Source organism: Pseudoselenomonas ruminantium (genome assembly GCF_900104055.1).
GTDB lineage: Bacteria > Bacillota > Negativicutes > Selenomonadales > Selenomonadaceae > Selenomonas_A > Selenomonas_A ruminantium_C.
In genome coordinates this window covers 37,372-53,671 of sequence record NZ_FNJQ01000009.1, presented here as the reverse complement: position 1 = coordinate 53,671, position 16,300 = coordinate 37,372, and the positions used below count along the sequence as shown (strand labels likewise).

At 52.6% G+C, this 16,300-nt stretch carries 11 protein-coding genes and 1 other RNA gene; all 12 read right to left on the bottom strand.

The window, feature by feature from the left end:
* Positions 1-36 precede the first annotated feature (36 nt).
* The 12 genes from BLQ59_RS05605 to malQ all read right to left on the bottom strand — a co-directional run bounded on the left by BLQ59_RS05605 (position 37) and on the right by malQ (position 16,258).
* Positions 37-1,848: a glycoside hydrolase family 9 protein gene (locus BLQ59_RS05605; protein ID WP_256324612.1), complete on the bottom strand. Its 1,812-nt coding sequence runs from the start codon at positions 1,846-1,848 to the stop codon at positions 37-39.
* A 43-nt stretch (positions 1,849-1,891) separates the two neighbouring features.
* Positions 1,892-2,683 carry a beta-glucanase gene (bglS, locus tag BLQ59_RS05600; RefSeq protein WP_256324611.1) on the bottom strand — a complete coding sequence of 264 codons (792 nt, stop codon included), beginning with the start codon at positions 2,681-2,683 and terminating at the stop codon, positions 1,892-1,894.
* A 13-nt stretch (positions 2,684-2,696) separates the two neighbouring features.
* Positions 2,697-4,118 carry a 6-phospho-beta-glucosidase gene (locus BLQ59_RS05595; RefSeq protein WP_074571923.1) on the bottom strand — a complete coding sequence of 474 codons (1,422 nt, stop codon included), beginning with the start codon at positions 4,116-4,118 and terminating at the stop codon, positions 2,697-2,699.
* Between the two features lie 2 nt (positions 4,119-4,120).
* Complete coding sequence (locus BLQ59_RS05590; RefSeq protein ID WP_074571922.1) at positions 4,121-4,447, bottom strand: PTS sugar transporter subunit IIA; 327 nt, start codon at positions 4,445-4,447, stop codon at positions 4,121-4,123.
* A gap of 18 nt (positions 4,448-4,465) precedes the next feature.
* Positions 4,466-4,768 (bottom strand): PTS sugar transporter subunit IIB, encoded by a 303-nt coding sequence (locus BLQ59_RS05585; RefSeq protein WP_074571921.1) that lies wholly within the window; start codon positions 4,766-4,768, stop codon positions 4,466-4,468.
* Positions 4,769-4,794: 26 nt separating this feature from the next.
* A complete protein-coding gene (locus BLQ59_RS15965; RefSeq protein WP_176756739.1) occupies positions 4,795-6,285 on the bottom strand; it encodes a coiled-coil domain-containing protein in 1,491 nt (496 codons plus the stop codon).
* 60 nt (positions 6,286-6,345) lie between these two features.
* A complete protein-coding gene (locus BLQ59_RS05575; RefSeq protein ID WP_074571920.1) occupies positions 6,346-7,707 on the bottom strand; it encodes a PTS sugar transporter subunit IIC in 1,362 nt (453 codons plus the stop codon).
* A gap of 343 nt (positions 7,708-8,050) precedes the next feature.
* Positions 8,051-8,893, bottom strand: a complete 843-nt coding sequence (locus BLQ59_RS05570) for a MurR/RpiR family transcriptional regulator (RefSeq protein ID WP_074571919.1) — start codon at positions 8,891-8,893, stop codon at positions 8,051-8,053.
* A complete protein-coding gene (gene dnaX / locus BLQ59_RS05565) occupies positions 8,890-10,614 on the bottom strand; it encodes a DNA polymerase III subunit gamma/tau (protein WP_074571918.1) in 1,725 nt (574 codons plus the stop codon). Before dnaX ends, BLQ59_RS05570 begins: the two co-directional genes overlap by 4 nt.
* A gap of 55 nt (positions 10,615-10,669) precedes the next feature.
* Positions 10,670-10,866, bottom strand: an RNA gene (gene ffs, locus BLQ59_RS05560) — signal recognition particle sRNA large type.
* A gap of 161 nt (positions 10,867-11,027) precedes the next feature.
* A complete protein-coding gene (gene guaA / locus BLQ59_RS05555) occupies positions 11,028-12,608 on the bottom strand; it encodes a glutamine-hydrolyzing GMP synthase (protein WP_176756738.1) in 1,581 nt (526 codons plus the stop codon).
* Positions 12,609-12,784: 176 nt separating this feature from the next.
* Positions 12,785-16,258 (bottom strand): 4-alpha-glucanotransferase, encoded by a 3,474-nt coding sequence (malQ, locus tag BLQ59_RS05550; protein WP_074571916.1) that lies wholly within the window; start codon positions 16,256-16,258, stop codon positions 12,785-12,787.
* Positions 16,259-16,300 lie beyond the last annotated feature (42 nt).

The window sequence follows — 16,300 nt, the reverse complement described above, 5'->3', positions numbered from 1 at the left end:
GCCTGCGAAAATTATTCCGCAGGCCATTTTCAAGGGTTATTTTGTTATAGAAGGGAAATTCCTGGTTAACTTGAGATCTTTGGCCGTGACGTTCACGGGTTTGGCGAACCATGCCAGGGCATAGGCTGCCGTGCCGGTGTAGTCGATGGCGTATTCGTTGGTGGACCAGGAGCTCAGCACATCGATATAAGACTTGGCCACGGGGACCTTGTTCTCTTCGAGGTACTTGGTCTGGTCGGGATCGCCGCCCTTGATATGGTTCGGGCCGCCAACGAGCAGGCCGGGCACATAGGCACCAGTGCTTTCATGGATGCGGTTGTGCGGATGTTCCGGCGGGTTGGAACCCATGCCGGTCAGGAAACTCTTATCGAGGGAATTGCGGCCGAGCATATAGTGGATCTGGGCCAGTGCCCCTTCCTCATACTCTGCCTTGGGCTGCAGCTGATAAGCCATCAGCAGCATGTCGCCCTGCGTCAGGGCGTTCTTCGTGGAAGCCCAGGTGTATTCCTCTTTGGAGAGGGCGCAGCCAAAGCCATCCTTCTGGATCTTGCCGGCAATCATGTCCGCATAATCGAGATAGACCTTCTTGACCTCGGACTGGAAGCCGGCATCGGCTTTAGACGCAATGGCATAGGCGAACTGCGCCAGAGCCAGCGTATTATCCCAGGTGAAGAAGCCCGGTGCCTTCAAGAGCTCTGCCTTGTTGGCTTTGAGATAGTCTTCATATTTCTTGTCGCCGGTGGTGCGGAACATTTCCGCTGCCATCCAGAGGCGTTCCTGTATATCATTCGTGTCGTTGTAGGGGCCGGAGCCGCTTTCCTGGCCTTCGTCCACGCGGTAGATGGATTCCTTGGTCTTGGAAAGATAATTCCAGACCTTATCGGCATCCTTCTGCAGGGACTTGGCATAGGAAGCATCGAGGCCTTTGTAGACGCGGGCGCCGATGGCGAGGCTCGCACCGTACATAGCCGTGCTGGCGGTGCAGGTGCTATAGAGGAAGCGATCCTGCGTGTCAGAATCCGGACTCTTGTCAAAACCAGGCCACTGCGCACCAGACACCTTATGGAATGTGCTGCCGTCCTTGCGCATCATCTTCTTGAGGAAGTCGAATTCATACTTCACTTCGCTGAGTGCATCGGGGAGATTCTTGTCACTCGTGACACCTGCCGGGAAGAGCAGCTGTCCTTTGGTGAAATGATCCGGATGGGCTTCATAGGCCAGCAGGAGTTCTGCGGCCGCAATCGCGCCCGTCGTCGTGTATTTGCCATAGTCACCGGCATCATACCAGCCGCCGGATACATCCACCTTGTCGCCCTTCTTGTTGAGCTTGTCGGTGAAGTAAACCTGCGCCTGCGTGTCCTGCGGATGGCCCATCTTTACCTTGAGGCCGGTCACGTCCTTATCATCGATAGACGTGCTGCAGCGGGACAGGGTGAAAGAACGCCAGGTCTGCACATTGGGAACTGCATAGACATTATCGCCAATGGCAAATTCATAGGATTCACGATTGCCGACTTTGAGCTTGTACGTGCCGGGCGTATTGAAGTTCGTGAAATCTGCCTTGCGCAATGTCTCTTCCGACATGGCATCGGCCTTGGCCTCAGACAGCTTGCCGGTATAGACGACCTTATTGCTCTTGGCATCGACGAGACTGAAATCCGTTTCCTTGGAATCCGTTACCATCGCCGTCTTATCACGGCCGGTAAGATAGCCAACCTGATCCACGTGCATGCCTGCGTCAGCGGCTTCTACCAAAGTTGCTGCCCCGCAGGTACCTACCATGGCCAGACCTGCTAAAACGAGTTGACAAAGTTTTTTCTTACTCTGCATGATCGTATCATCTCCCAAAATTTTGCCTTCCCCAGTGGGGAAGGCATTTCATAGCTATTGCTTATTCAGAGAACGGAGTATATTTGATGGATTTATATTCCGCCGTCAGCGGCATATTGTCATCTTTGAATTCTTTGAGCCATTCATTTACGCCCTTGCCCGGCCATGCATTCATCATGATCTTCTGCTTGGTCACCGGCAGGTCTTCGTTTTCGCGGCGGAATACTTCCTTGCCATCGACGAACCAGATAATGGAGTTCTTATGCCATTCAAAAGCATAGGTATGGAAATCTTCGGAAGCATCGAAGCCCAGGTCAATCATCTTTTCATGGCCGCCCTTGCCGTTGCGGAAGTAGTTGAGCTGTACCTTCGTGGTGTCTTTGCCGAGCACTTCGAAGTCGATTTCATCCCAGGGATCGCCATCATAGGGGCCCGTGTAAGTGAAGAAGGAAGAAACCACGCCGTCATTCTTGATGGCCTTCATCACGACTTCATAACGGCCATAACCATAGGTGGCCTTGCTGCGGTATTCGCCGCCGGAGTACGGAACCTTGTCGGCTGCCGGATTCGGTGATTCATCAATCGTCAGCTGCAGTGCGCCATCTTCGAAGGTCACGTTTTCCTTATGCCAGAAGCAGTTGAAGGGCATGCCGTTCGTCCAGCCGTCGGAAGCTTCAAAGAGACTATTTTCGCCTTTGGTCAGATCTACTTCAAAAGCATCGCTGGCCTTGGTTTCCGTTGCCGGTGCGGCAGAAACCACAGCCGGAGTGAAGAGATCCATGGAAACCGATACGGGAGCTGCCAGAGCCATCAGCACAGCTGCTGCTACTGCTTTTTTGCGGATATTCATCATTTTTATTTCCTCCTCATTCGAAGCTCAAATCTTCGCCATTGCTCTTAATAACCTTCTGATACCAATAGAAAGATTTCTTCGGACTGCGTTTCAAAGTGCCTTCGCCCTTGTTGTTCTTGTCCACATAGATGAAGCCATAGCGCTTCTCCATTTCACCGGTGCTGGCGGATACGAGGTCAATCGGGCCCCAGGGGCAATAGCCCATGAGCGTCACGCCATCTTCTTCGATGGCTTTCTTCATCTGCGCGATGTGTTCAGCAAAATATTTGATGCGTTCATCATCCTGCACTACGCCGTTTTCGTCCGGTTCTTCGTGCAGGCCGATGCCATTTTCCACGATCATCATGGGCAGTTCATAGCGTTCCGCCAGGACGTTGAGCATATAGCGCAGGCCCACCGGATCGATCTGCCAGCCCCAGTCAGAGGCTTTGACATACTGATTGGGGATTTCCTTGGACAGATGACGGCTCGTCTCGTCGTATTCGCTGACAAAGCTCATGTAGTAGGACAAGGCGAAGTAATCTACCTTGCCTTCTTCGAGAGCAGCCAGGTCGCCGTCTTCCATCTTGATGTCGTAACCGTGGAGTTCCCATTCCTTGAGCATATACTGCGGATAATGGCCGCGGCACTGCACATCGCTGTAATAGAAGGTCCGATCCATTTCCTTCAGGGCTGCCATCTGATCGAGGGGTTTACAGGTTGCTGGATAAGAGGGGGACATTGCCAGCATGCAGCCAATCTGGAAATCGGGGTTGATCTTGTGACCTTCGATCACGGCCTTGGCCGAAGCCACGAGCTCATGATGGGCGACCTGGTAAAGAACCGCGTAACGGTCTTCACCTTCCTGGTAAATGACACCGGAGTTGGTGAACGGTGCGAACGTTTCTTTGACATTGCGCTGATTGTTGATCTCATTGAAGGTCATCCAGTATTTGACCTTGTCCTTATAGCGCTTGAAGCAGACCGTCGCGAAGCGGACGAAGAAGTCCACGAGCTTGCGGTTACGCCAGCCGCCGTATTCCGTCACGAGATGATAAGGCATCTCGAAATGGGACAGGGTGATAACCGGCTCCATACCGTACTTATGCATTTCATCGAACAAATCGTCATAGAACTTAAGCCCTTCTTCGTTGGGTTCGAGTTCATCCCCTTTCGGGAAGATGCGCGTCCAGGCAATGCTGGTGCGGAAGCATTTGAAACCGAGCTTGGCCAGCAGGGCGATATCTTCCTTGTAATGGGAGTAGAATTCAATCGCCTCGTGGTTCGGATAAATCTTGCCAGGCAGCACGCCATCGGTGATTTCACGAGGCTTGCCGGGGCCGCCGACGGTCATGACATCAGCTACGCTGATGCCCTTGCCGCCTTCCTGCCAACCGCCTTCGAGCTGATGGGCGGCAACTGCACCGCCCCAAAGGAAACCTTTTGGGAAACTCATAATCAGGCCTCCTTCTTCTCTGCGTCGAAGCGTTTGTACACGTCGATGAATTCCAAAGCGATAGTCTTGAAGCCCTCAGCGCTCATGAGCTGGTCCTCGGCATGGAGGATCAAGAGGCCGATATGCTCGCCTTCCCCGGCGGCTTCTTTCTGCAGCAGGCCTGCATGTGCGTCATGGCCTTCTACGAAAGCTTCGTCACCATCTTTAATGAGCTGGGCAGCCGCTTCATAGTTGCCTTTTTTGGCTTCCTGAATGGCTTCTATATAACAGCTGCGAGCCGTGCCCACAGCAGAAATGATCTGAAATGCAGTAAGTTCTAAACCTTCCATGATATACCTCAATCTTTATTAGTCATTCATCAATTTACGAGCGAATTCCAGTGCTGCTTTGCCGTCCATACGACCATACATGCGCATGTCGATGGCGTCTACAGGAACACCGGGAACCTGTTCCGCAATCTTGTTCTTCTGGAAACGAATCTGAGGACCGAGCAGGATGCAGTCCGCATCATTGGCCTTCGTAGCGGCATCCGTTGCGGAGAACGCATCGATGGAGCAGTCATAGTTAGCAGCAGCAGCAGCTTCCTGCATCTTCTTGACGAGCATACTGGTGGACATGCCGGAGGCACAGAGTAAAACAATCTTTTTCATGGTAAATACTTCCTTTTTGTAAAATCTTAGAAATGGTAATCAATCTGGGTGCGGATGAAGTTACGATGATAGGACTCATTCTTATGACCGTACAGAGTGTTCTGAGCCGTAGCCATGGAATACATGGTTTCCCACTCAATATTCTTTGCCGGTACATACTTGAAGCCAACTACCCAGCCATGAGAACCTGGCTGCAGGAGGCCCCATTCCTTATCGCCCATGATACCCACTAAATTATTGGCGTTCTTAGCATAATCATACCAGCGGGCATAAAGCTGGAAAGATCCCGGATTATCGACGTTGGACCAACGATAGTTAAGACGGAATGCCATGCAATCCTTCTTGTTATACTTGGTTTCTGTATAGCCACCTGCACCCCATTCACCAATATTATAAGAACGAGCATTTGTCCTAGCATAATCACCGATAAGGAAGATATTCTTCATTGGATTCCACATCGCACTCAGAACAAAACCATGGGAACCGGCCGTATTGCGGAGTTCCGAAACAGTTTCCGTAAGCGTTACATTACCCGTAGCATCTACCTTACCTTTAATACCGTCAGTATAGTAAAGTGATAACCCCTCACCGCTGTTAAATTCACCGTAAGAAGTGTCCCCACTAGCAGAACCATACCACTTAAATTCACCGCCGGCTTTAAGCTTACCGCTGATATCCTTAATCGTTACATCAGAACCTTCAATCTTGTAGGTAGTGGTCTTATCATAAACATTCTGGCCTAAGGAATCGCCCTTGCCCACATTAAGTTTGGCAAATGCACAGTTGATCTGCAGCTTCGGAGCAACCTGTCCCTGAATGCCAACACCAGCAACGCTGAAATCATATCCCTTGTCAGTCGGCGTGAGATAGAATGCAGAAGCCTTCAAGCCTTTTTTATTAATCGGCGTGCTTACTACCACACCATCGGTTTCATTACCGAGAAGAACATTCTGGAAGCCCAGTCCACGCCATCTGCGGCCAATATCGAAGTCAAATACCCCAATCTTACCATCAGCCCAAATACGCTGAATTACACCATCTTCATCATCACGACCCCAATGAGACTTGAGCGTACCATCAGCCATTACATAATTGGCATAACGAGGATTTGTTTCACTTTCAAAGTTGAAATTCCACTTATCATTAACTTTGAACTGCCCTTTCAAATCCAGATAGAACCGGCGATTGTCATTGCGGTCAATATATCCCTTGATGTTATCATTATCCCAAGTTACACGACCAAAACCATGCAACTGTACGCGATTCTGTGCTTCTTTCAAGCCTTTGATTGCATTCTTATTGCTTTCTGCTACTTTCTTGGTGCGTTTGAGCTGGGCATTTTCCTTCTTCAAAGCATCCAGCTGCTGATTTAATTTCTGCTGCTGTGCTTCAATAGCCGCAATGCGGGCAGCCAGATCCTGATCAGCACCATCAGCAGCCGGAGCAGCGAATACGCTGCCGGAAAGGCCCATGGTAAGTCCAAGAAGTACGGCGGCAGTCCTTTTCTGATTAATCATCCTACATCCTCTTTTCTCTATCGCATCCACATAAAGTCTTTATTCTCTAATTCAATAATCTCACTGTTCAGCAGCCGGCTTTACTTCTGCCTTTACTGCATTATCTTCTTTTGCTTCTTCTTCCATATCGCCCATTTCCTCTTTCAGGAATGCTTTATCCTGTGCTTTGAGGAACGGGAAGTAGATTACCGTAGCGATGGCCAGATTGATGATCTGTACCACTGCGCCCTGCCAGCCGTTGAGCAGGAAGCCTGCGATGACCGGCGGCGTCGTCCAGGGAACCTGTACGGCACTGAACGGAGCCATAAAGCCCGTCGTGATGGCGAAGTAGGTTACGAACATCGCAATCAGCGGCACGATAACGAACGGAACCAGCAGATACGGGTTGAATACGATTGGCAGACCGAAGATAATCGGTTCATTGATGTTGAACAGGCCGGGAACGAAAGCCATCTTCATCAGGGATTTGAGCTGCTGGGAACGAGCCGTGAAGATACCGGCAAACAGGAGGCCCAGCGTCAGGCCGCAGCCGCCGCTCTTAACGAACACATCGTTGATCTGGCAGGTGAAGATCTTTGCTTCGGGGTTGTTGATAAGGCTCATACCGGCATCAATCAGATGCTGGTTGTCGAGGGAGTTGGCAATCAAGAGCGGGCTTACAACGCCGCCCACCACGTTCGGGCCATGGATACCAGCCCAGAACAGGATGCTCTGGAGACCTACGATAATGGAACCGCCGGCGAGGGAATCAGACAGGCCCTGCAGCGGCGTCTGAATTACTTTGAACACGAGTTCCGGCAGCGTGGTTGCGCCGATGTAATGGCAGAGGCCATAGAGTACAGAAGCACAAGTGAAGAAGATCATGCCCGGTACCAGAGCCGTGAAGGCTTTGGCCACACCGGAGGGTACGGAATCCGGCATCTTGATGCCGATGTGGTTCTTTTCGCAGTAGCAGAACACATAAGAAACGAAGAAGGCAATCAGGATGGCGGTGATTACACCGTTACTGCCCACCCAGGCTTTCGGAATGATGTCACCAACGGTTTCCCCACCCTTGCTGATGATTTCCGGCGGCATCAGGATCAGGAACGTGGACAAGGACAAGATCGAAGCCATAATGGCATCGCAGCCTTCATTCTCCACAAATTTATACGTGATTGCTAACACAACGATCAGTGCCAAAACGCTGAACGTACCACCAGCAACCGCATTGAGCGGTGCCGTCCAATCTGCTCCGAAGATTGAAGCCATGAATTCCGGATAACCCGGCAGCGGTAAGTTTGCCAACAGCAGGAATACTGAACCGCAGATGGTGAATGGCGTGGTCATGATGAAGCCATCACGCAGGGCGGCGACAGCTTTGATCTGTGCAAACTCGCCCATGAATTCGATAAACTTATCGAACATCTCTTGCTTAGTCATTTTCTTTCCTCTCTCCAAAAGTTTTTTATTATTGCATGGGGTTATGCGCTTAACCCCCGTTCCCCTTAAGGTGATTCTAATATAACATAGCGCAAATCACGAAACAATAAATCGAAACCAATACGAAACACTGATACACGGATAATCGTAATATGTGTAACAGCATGTAGCACTGTTACATCGATTGCTTATATTTAGAATATTTATCCTTTTATATGCAAAAAAGGCCCGCTAGGAAGCTCCTAACCTTCCTAGCGGGCCTTTCCGTTTTGTTGCTTAACGACTCTTCACAACGTTTGCCTATGCCTAAAGTATAACATAGTCAATATGAACCTGCAAGATTTTAATAGTAGAAATGCTTGCTCAGCCATTGTTCTTTCTGCTGTGCACTATGGAAATCCACACGCGTCATCAGCACGGCGAACAAGATATCCATCACATACTTGGCCCCCAGCAGGAACACCCGTGGCCCCAGTTCCTCCATGGAATTCACCGTAGCAACGGGGAACACCACGTCGGCCAGGCTGGCCAGGCTGGATTTGGTCGAGGCTGTCAGCACGATGATTGGATTGCCACGCAGTTTCAACAGATGGGCGATATCGAGGAGCATCCGGTTTTCCCCGGTGCGGCTGATGAAGAAGGCCACATGCTCCTTGGGTGCGCCCGTGGCCTGCAGATACTGCATGGTCATGGCCGGATGAACCGTGGAACACTTGTTGGCCATGATAAAGCCCGTGGCTGCCATATTGGCAATATCCAGGTTGTTGTCCATGGCGTAGAAATCGACATGGTCGCTCTTATTGATGATCGTGAGCGCCCGAACAAAATCCCCCGGCTCGAGCATGGCACGGGTTTCCTTAAGCGAGTCAATCTCAATGCTCGTTACCTTGTCCAATATGCTGTGCACCGAATCCTTATCCGTCATCGCCAGTTCTTCGCCATGGGGACGGTCAGTATAGCGCATCATATCAGCCAGGAACTTCACGCGGAACTCGGTATAACCGCCAAAGCCAAGCTTCTGGCTGAAGCGCACGATTGCCGCCGAACTCGTGAATGTCTCCTTAGCCAGTTGCCGCGTGGACATGCCCGGTAGATTGCGGAAGTGCGCCAGCAGATAACTGGCAATCATCCGCTCGGATTCCGAAAACCCTTCCTGCTCCTGTAACTGCTTGATTAGACCTTTCACTTATTGTCCTCCTCGATTTCCACCACGTGGTCCCCAAAAATCTCAAAGGCCTTCTCCAAGGGGGCGCGCTCCTCGGGAGGCATAGAATCCAAATCAACATGTATCGTCGGCTCCTCCGGCGGAGGTGGCGGCAAAGTTTTTTTCTTCGGCACAGGACGCGGCGGCGGTGCCGCTGGCGTATTCTCTCCGCTGCAATGCAGGCGCAGGGAACGCCCTGTAAGCTCCTGTAATATCTCTTCGATCAACGTGCGATAATTGCGCATGGCCAGATCTGCCATCAGCACGCCCTGAAACTTCACCAGGAACTGCGTTTCCGTCATGCCCGCAAACTGTCCCTGATTCATGCAGGCAAAGGCAGGCATCTTGCGTTCTTTCAGCGCCTGCAGCAGTTTATCCCAGACTTCCGCATCGCTGGCGGTAATCGGCACGGCCTGTACTTCCTGTACAGGTGCGGCCGCCGGCATGGGACGGGACGGGCGCTGCGTTACTGCCGCAGCAGGTTTCGCCGCAGGCTGGGCAGGCGCTGCCGGACGGGCCGCCAGCTGTGCCGCCATCTGCGAAAGTTTTGCTTCGAGGCTGGCCAGACGTCCACTATCCACGGCGGGAGCAGCTGCCTGCACCGGTACGGCGCCGCTGTCTGCCGGATTGCATAATGCCAGCAGCGCGACCTCCACCGTAATGCGCGGCTGCGGCGACCACTTGAGCTCCGCCAAAGCCTCATGGAGTTTCTTGATCATGGCCATGACCTCTGCAGCCGAGAAGAATTTCCCCTGCGTCTGCAGGACTTCATCCGGCTCGGCATAGAGATCCATCTGTGCAAGCGTGCCCGTAGACTGGTAAATCATCAGGCTGCGCAGATGCAGGGATAGTTCCGTAAGCACCTGCTTCAATTCCTTGCCATCCCGCAGGAGGTCCGCCAAAACCTCTAACGCTTTCTGGCTTTTATGGGCATAGATGGCCTCCGTGAGCTTGTAGATTGACTCATGGCCGATAAGCCCCAAGGTCTGCCGCACCCGGGCAGCCGTGAGTTCCCCATCGGCCAGCGCCGAACACTGGTCCAACAAAGAAAGCGCATCGCGCAGACCGCCATCGGCCTGGATGGCAATCATGTTCAGGGCTTCCGGCTCGGCTTTCAGCCCCATTTCCGTCGTGACCGTTTCCAGCCGCCCGCGGATTTCCTCCACCGTGATGCGCTTGAAATCATAGCGCTGGCAGCGGGACTGGATTGTCGGCGGCACCTTATGGGCTTCCGTCGTCGCCAGGATGAACACCACATGAGCGGGCGGCTCCTCCAAGGTCTTGAGCAGCGCATTGAACGCCTCGGTAGTCAACATATGCACTTCGTCGATGATGTAGACCTTATAACGGCCATCCACCGGCGCAAACTTCACCGTTTCCCGCAGGTCACGGATCTCATCGATACCACGGTTGGAAGCCGCATCGATCTCAAACACATCCATCGTGGAACCGTCATTGATTTTCCGGCAGGCCTTGCACTCACCGCAAGGCTCCGGTGTGGGCCCATGTTCACAGTTGAGCGCCTTGGCCAGGATTTTCGCCGTACTGGTCTTACCTGTGCCCCGCGGCCCGGAGAACAGGTACGCATGACCAATCCGGCCGGTATTGATGGCATTAGAAAGCGTCCTGCTGATATGCTCCTGCCCCACCAGATCTGCAAAAGTCCCGGGACGCCATTTACGATAAAGTGCAATATAGGCCATGCTGCTCCCCCACATAAAATTTCTAATCCATACACCAAAAAAGACAGCCTCACGGCTGTCCCAATTCATCCATTCTTTTCCACGTCGAACTGCAGCCCCCAGGCACCCTCGCGGCACATGGAGCACCCCGCTTATCGCTGCTTCCTTCCGGACCTGACGAGGTTCACAGGACTCCATTGCGCAAGACCAAGACGCTACAGCCCGACCTGAAAAAGAATATCATGCGGAAAAAGGGAATCCGCATAAGAACAGCTATGATTGTATCATTTTTATCCTGTTTCGTCAATACTTTGTTTAACACAACACACTAAGCCCGGTGGCTGGCGATTGCTTTCCGCAGCATTTGATGCTTTTTATCAAAGCAAAGGAAAGTAATTGCCAGCCACCGGGCGCCTTAGCATATATTTTCTATCTTATTCAAATTCAATCGTTGCCGGCGGTTTGCCCGTGCAATCATACATGACGCGGTTGACGCCCTTGACCTCATTGACGATGCGCGTGGTAACGGTCTGCAGGACTTCCCAGGGAAGCTGTGCGCTTTCCGCCGTCATGAAGTCGCTCGTCATGACCGCACGCAGGGCAATGGCATAGTCATAGGTACGGCCGTCGCCCATAACGCCCACGGAACGCATATTCGTGAGGGCGGCAAAATACTGGCCGAGGTTCTTGTCGGCACCGGCTTTGGCCACTTCCTCACGGTAGATAGCGTCAGCTTCCTGCACGATCTTGACCTTTTCTTCGGTGACTTCGCCGATGATGCGGATGCCAAGGCCCGGGCCCGGGAAGGGCTGACGGCTTACGAGGTATTCGGGGATACCCAGCTCACGACCGGCATTGCGCACTTCGTCCTTGAAGAGCAGGCGCAGGGGTTCCACGATTTCCTTGAAATCCACGAAATCCGGCAGGCCGCCTACATTGTGGTGGGACTTGATCACGGCAGATTTGCCCAGACCGCTCTCGATGACGTCCGGATAGATCGTACCCTGTACGAGGAAATCCACGGCGCCAATCTTCTTGGCCTCTTCCTCGAATACGCGGATGAATTCTTCGCCGATGATCTTGCGCTTTGCTTCCGGTTCCGTCACACCCTTGAGTTTTGCATAGAAACGATCCTTGGCATTGACGCGGATGAAGTTCACATCATAGGGGCCGTTCTCGCCGAACACAGCCTCCACCTGATCGCCTTCGTCCTTGCGCAGGAGGCCATGGTCAACGAACACGCAGGTCAGTTGCTTGCCGATGGCCTTGGACATGAGCACAGCAGCCACAGAGGAATCCACGCCGCCGGACAGAGCGCAGAGTGCCTTGCCGTTACCGATCTTTGCCTTGAGTTCAGCGATGGTCTTTTCCACGAAGGAATCCATCTTCCAGTCACCAGCACAACCGCAGACCTTATAGACGAAGTTCCGGAGCATGGTCTGTCCCTGTACCGTATGCATGACTTCCGGATGGAACTGCACGGCATAGAGATTTTCGGCTGCATTTTCCATGGCAGCTACCGGGCAGACGGGAGTGTTCGCCGTTACCGTGAAGGAGGCCGGAGCGGCAGCGATATAGTCCGTATGACTCATCCAGCAGATGGTCTTAGCGTCCACATCCGCAAACAGCTTGGATGCTGCTTCCTTGATGGTGACTTCCGTCTTACCGTATTCGCTGGTAGGAGCCGTATCCACCTTGCCGCCGAGCTTATGCGCCATCAGCTGGGAACCATAGCAAATGCCCAGCACAGGGATGCCCAGCTGGAAGAGTTCCTCGCTGCAGGTTGCGGAATCTTCCTTATAAACGCTGTTGGGGCCGCCGGTGAGGATAATGCCCTTCGGTGCCATTTCCCGGATCTTGTCTAAAGACAGGGTATGGGGATGCACCTCGCAGTACACATGATTTTCCCGCACCCGCCGGGCAATCAGCTGGTTGTACTGTCCGCCAAAATCCAACACCAAAATCATTTCATTTGCTGGCTTGCTCAAAATATCGTCCTCCTGTATCTTGTCCATAAAGCTTTTTAACGATTATATCATAGGAAATGTCACTTGAAAAGGCTGGGATGTCTATAAAATACAGACTAAGCCCCGGCGGCTGGTGATGCTTTTCCGCAGCGTTTGACGCTTTTTGTCAAAGCGAAGGAAAAGTATTACCAGCCGCCGGGGCGTCTTGGCACTATGATGTTAAGCTAGCAGCGTCCGTATTTCTTGCACAGCCTCCGGATCTTCTCAACATCCACTTCCAGCAGATAATCCGGCTTCAGGCACCATTTCCAATTCAATCCTACGGTGCCCGGCGTGTTCATGCGGGCGCGCTCGTCCAGCCCCAGAACATCCTGCATGGGGGCAATGGCCAGCCTTGCCTCGGAGGCCAGGCCAAATTTCATCAAGCCTTTGTCCACCTCCCAGGGACGATCCAATGGGGCATTGACCAGTGCGGCCACAGCTGCCCGAGTGGCATCGTCAATATCCCGCTTATACCAGCCCACAGTGGTATTGTTATCGTGTGTCCCCGTGTAGACGATGCTGTTCTCCGGAGCCACAAAGCCCATCCTGCCCTGTTCATTGAAGTGCAGGGTGAAATGCAGCACCTTCATACCGGGGAAGCCGCAAGACTCTCTGAGGGCTTCCACCTCATCGGTGATGATGCCCAGGTCTTCGGCCACGATTTCCATGTCCCCGATCTCCTTCTTGATGATATCGAAGAACGCCTTGCCCGGGCCCTTGCGCCAATGGCCGTTGATGGCGGTTTCTGCCTTGCCATCCACTTCCCAATAGGATTCAAAGCCGCGGAAGTGGTCAATGCGCACGATATCCACGAGCCGGTGCAGATTCCTGAAGCGCCGCTTCCACCAGCTATAGTCCTCCTTCTCCATGGCTTTCCAGTCATACTGAGGATTGCCCCAAAGCTGTCCCGTAGCGCTGAAGTAATCAGGCGGTACACCCGCTACCGTGTTGGCGGTGCCATCCGGATTCAGGTCAAAGAGCTGCTGATTGGCCCAGACATCGGCGCTGTCATGGGAGATGAAGATGGGCATATCCCCCATGATCTTGATGCCCTTGCTATTGGCGTATTTATGGAGTTTAACCCATTGCTTATGGAAAAGGAACTGGACGAACTTGGCATAGCCCACGGCCTCTTCCATATGCGCAGCCAGTTTCTGCAGCGCCTTGGAGTCCCGGCGCACAAGGTTTTCCGGCCATTCATACCAGGGTTTGTTCTTATATTCTTTTTTCGCTGCATCAAAGAGGGCATAATCATCCAGCCAGCTGGCTGATGCTTCGCAAAATGCCTGGAACTGCCCCTGCATCTCCACATCCTTGGACTTCTGGAAAGATGCCCATGCCTTCTTGAAGCACTTCTTCTTGAATGAGATCACCCGTTCAAAGTCGATAAAGGAGGATTTGCTGGCATAGGGCACCCGGGCTTCAGTTGCTGTGATCCAGCCATGCTCTAACAGCTCATCCACATCAATCAGCAAGGGATTGCCCGCAAAGGCCGAAGGAGACTGATAGGGCGAATAGCCAAAGCCCACCGGGCCAAGGGGCAATATCTGCCAGACCTTCAAGCCGGCTTCAGCCAAAAAGTCCACGAACCGATAGGCTTCTTTGCCCAAGTCGCCAATGCCATACTTGGAAGGCAGGGAAGTCGGATGCAGCAGGATTCCCGCCGCCCGCTCGTATTTCCGCGGCAATGGTTCATAGCGCAGCAGCCGGCCAGTCAGCGGCGGCATCTTCACATCCAATTTGCCCCGATGAGAAAGCAACGGCTCTGTTTTCTCCCCTGCCACCGGCACCATATCCACAAACTGCCCGTCGGCAAAGTCGCTGATATCGAGATGCACCACATGGCTTTCCGTGCGGCTGCGGTTGAAGACACTGATGAAGGCGCCGTTATCTGCATCCACACCGAAGACATCATGCCCGCTGCGCACCACGCGGGCAAAAGCGATGATATCGCCCTCTGCGTTCAGCGAAAGGAGTTCACCGGTCTGCAGGGCCATATTATCATTGCGGGCCTTGATGATCGTGCGGTAGAATTCGCGCAATTCCTCATCCCCGCCCTGCCATTTATAGGGACGTCGGTTCGTGGGATCCTTGAACCCCTCCATGCCAATCTCATCCCCATAGTAGATGCAGGGCACACCGGGATAAGTCATCTGGAACAGGGCAGCCATCTTGAGGCGTGCCTTGCCTACCTGATACATTTCCGGCGAGAGCTTGGCCTTGCACTGCTCGATGGCCGGCATGCCATCATAGTAAGGCGTCTCCCCGAAGATCGTAATCGCTCTTTGCACATCATGGCTGCCAATCAGATTCATCATGGCATAGAAGTTTTCCAGGGGATAATTTTCCCGCAAGCTGTTGAACTGACGCATGGTATTACGCCCGGTCACATAGCCCAGCAGATAATCCAGCAGGATCTTGCGGAAGGGATAGTTCATGGCCGAATCCATTTCCTGCCCGCAGAGGTATTTGCGCGGCGTGCCATAGGCGACCTTGTTGGAGGCATCTTCCCAGACCTCGCCGATCATCACGGCATCCTTATTGGTCTTCTTGAGTTCCGCATAGAAACTCTGCGAGAAGGGCTCGGGCAGTTCGTCAATAACATCGAGACGCCAGCCCGCAATGCCTTCCTTGAGCCAATGATGCAGCACGCTGTCCGGATTCCGGATGATAAAATCCATATAGGACGGCGTGGTCTCCCGCACATTAGGCAGGGTATCGAAATTCCACCAGCAATCGTATTCATAAGGGAAATTGCGGAAACTGTACCATTCATAATAGGGTGACTTTTCTGACTGAAAAGCGCCTACGCCATCGTATTTGCCCTTGCGGTTGAAATAGCGGCTGTTGCTGCCGGTATGGCTGAACACGCCGTCCAGGATGATCCGGATTCCCTTTTTCTCTGCCGTTTCCACCAATTCATGGAATTCTTCATTCGTGCCCAGGATTGGATCGATCTTATGGTAATCCCCCGTATCATAATGATGATTGCTCTCTGACTCGAACACGGGATTCAGATAGATCACGCTGATGCCCATATCCTTCAGATAGTCGAGCTTATCCATCAGTCCGGCGATATTGCCGCCAAAAAAGTCATAGGAAACGATATCTTTCGTATCGGGATCCTTGTAATAGCAGGGATCATCCGTCCAGCTGGCATGATAGACCGCGCCTTCCTTTTCGATCAGCTTATCCCCTTTGCGATAGAACCGGTCGGGGAATATCTGATACATGATGGCATGCTTGAACCAGTCCGGCGTCTTGGCTCCCTTGTTGTAGACCGTGATCTGATAGGCTGGCGGCACATGGGGATAAACGTCTCCCGGCCCGCCCCATTGCTCATGGTTATTGCCATAGTAACAGGTACCATCGCTGCAGGAGATAATGAAATAATACCAGAGCAGATCGCCTTTTTCCGGCATCTCATAGTCGATAAAATAATACCGCTGTGGCGCCTCCATTGGATCTTTTGTCTGCAGCGGCAGAAGTTTTTCCCCCACCTTCCCCTGCCAGACATGCAAAAGCACCTGATTGATCTGTTGTTTGCTCCGTATCTGCAGCCCGAGCCTGACCTTGCTCCCTGCTTCAGCCGCACCCCGGGGGCAGCGATAGTACACATTATGCGAGTTATGCTCTACTTCATTCCTCGTAAGCACTTGATCCCACCTCTTCCTGCGGTTAAGGGCGGCAAATAATTG

Bases quoted from the DNA above. Each gene is read 5' to 3' on its own strand.
- bglS (WP_256324611.1), bottom strand. From the start codon at position 2,683: ATGATGAATATCCGCAAAAAAGCAGTAGCAGCAGCTGTGCTGATGGCT.
- BLQ59_RS15965 (WP_176756739.1), bottom strand. From the start codon at position 6,285: ATGATTAATCAGAAAAGGACTGCCGCCGTACTTCTTGGACTTACCATG.
- guaA (WP_176756738.1), bottom strand. From the start codon at position 12,608: ATGGACAAGATACAGGAGGACGATATTTTGAGCAAGCCAGCAAATGAA.
- BLQ59_RS05585 (WP_074571921.1), bottom strand. From the start codon at position 4,768: ATGAAAAAGATTGTTTTACTCTGTGCCTCCGGCATGTCCACCAGTATG.
- BLQ59_RS05590 (WP_074571922.1), bottom strand. From the start codon at position 4,447: ATGGAAGGTTTAGAACTTACTGCATTTCAGATCATTTCTGCTGTGGGC.
- dnaX (WP_074571918.1), bottom strand. From the start codon at position 10,614: ATGGCCTATATTGCACTTTATCGTAAATGGCGTCCCGGGACTTTTGCA.
- BLQ59_RS05595 (WP_074571923.1), bottom strand. From the start codon at position 4,118: ATGAGTTTCCCAAAAGGTTTCCTTTGGGGCGGTGCAGTTGCCGCCCAT.
- BLQ59_RS05575 (WP_074571920.1), bottom strand. From the start codon at position 7,707: ATGACTAAGCAAGAGATGTTCGATAAGTTTATCGAATTCATGGGCGAG.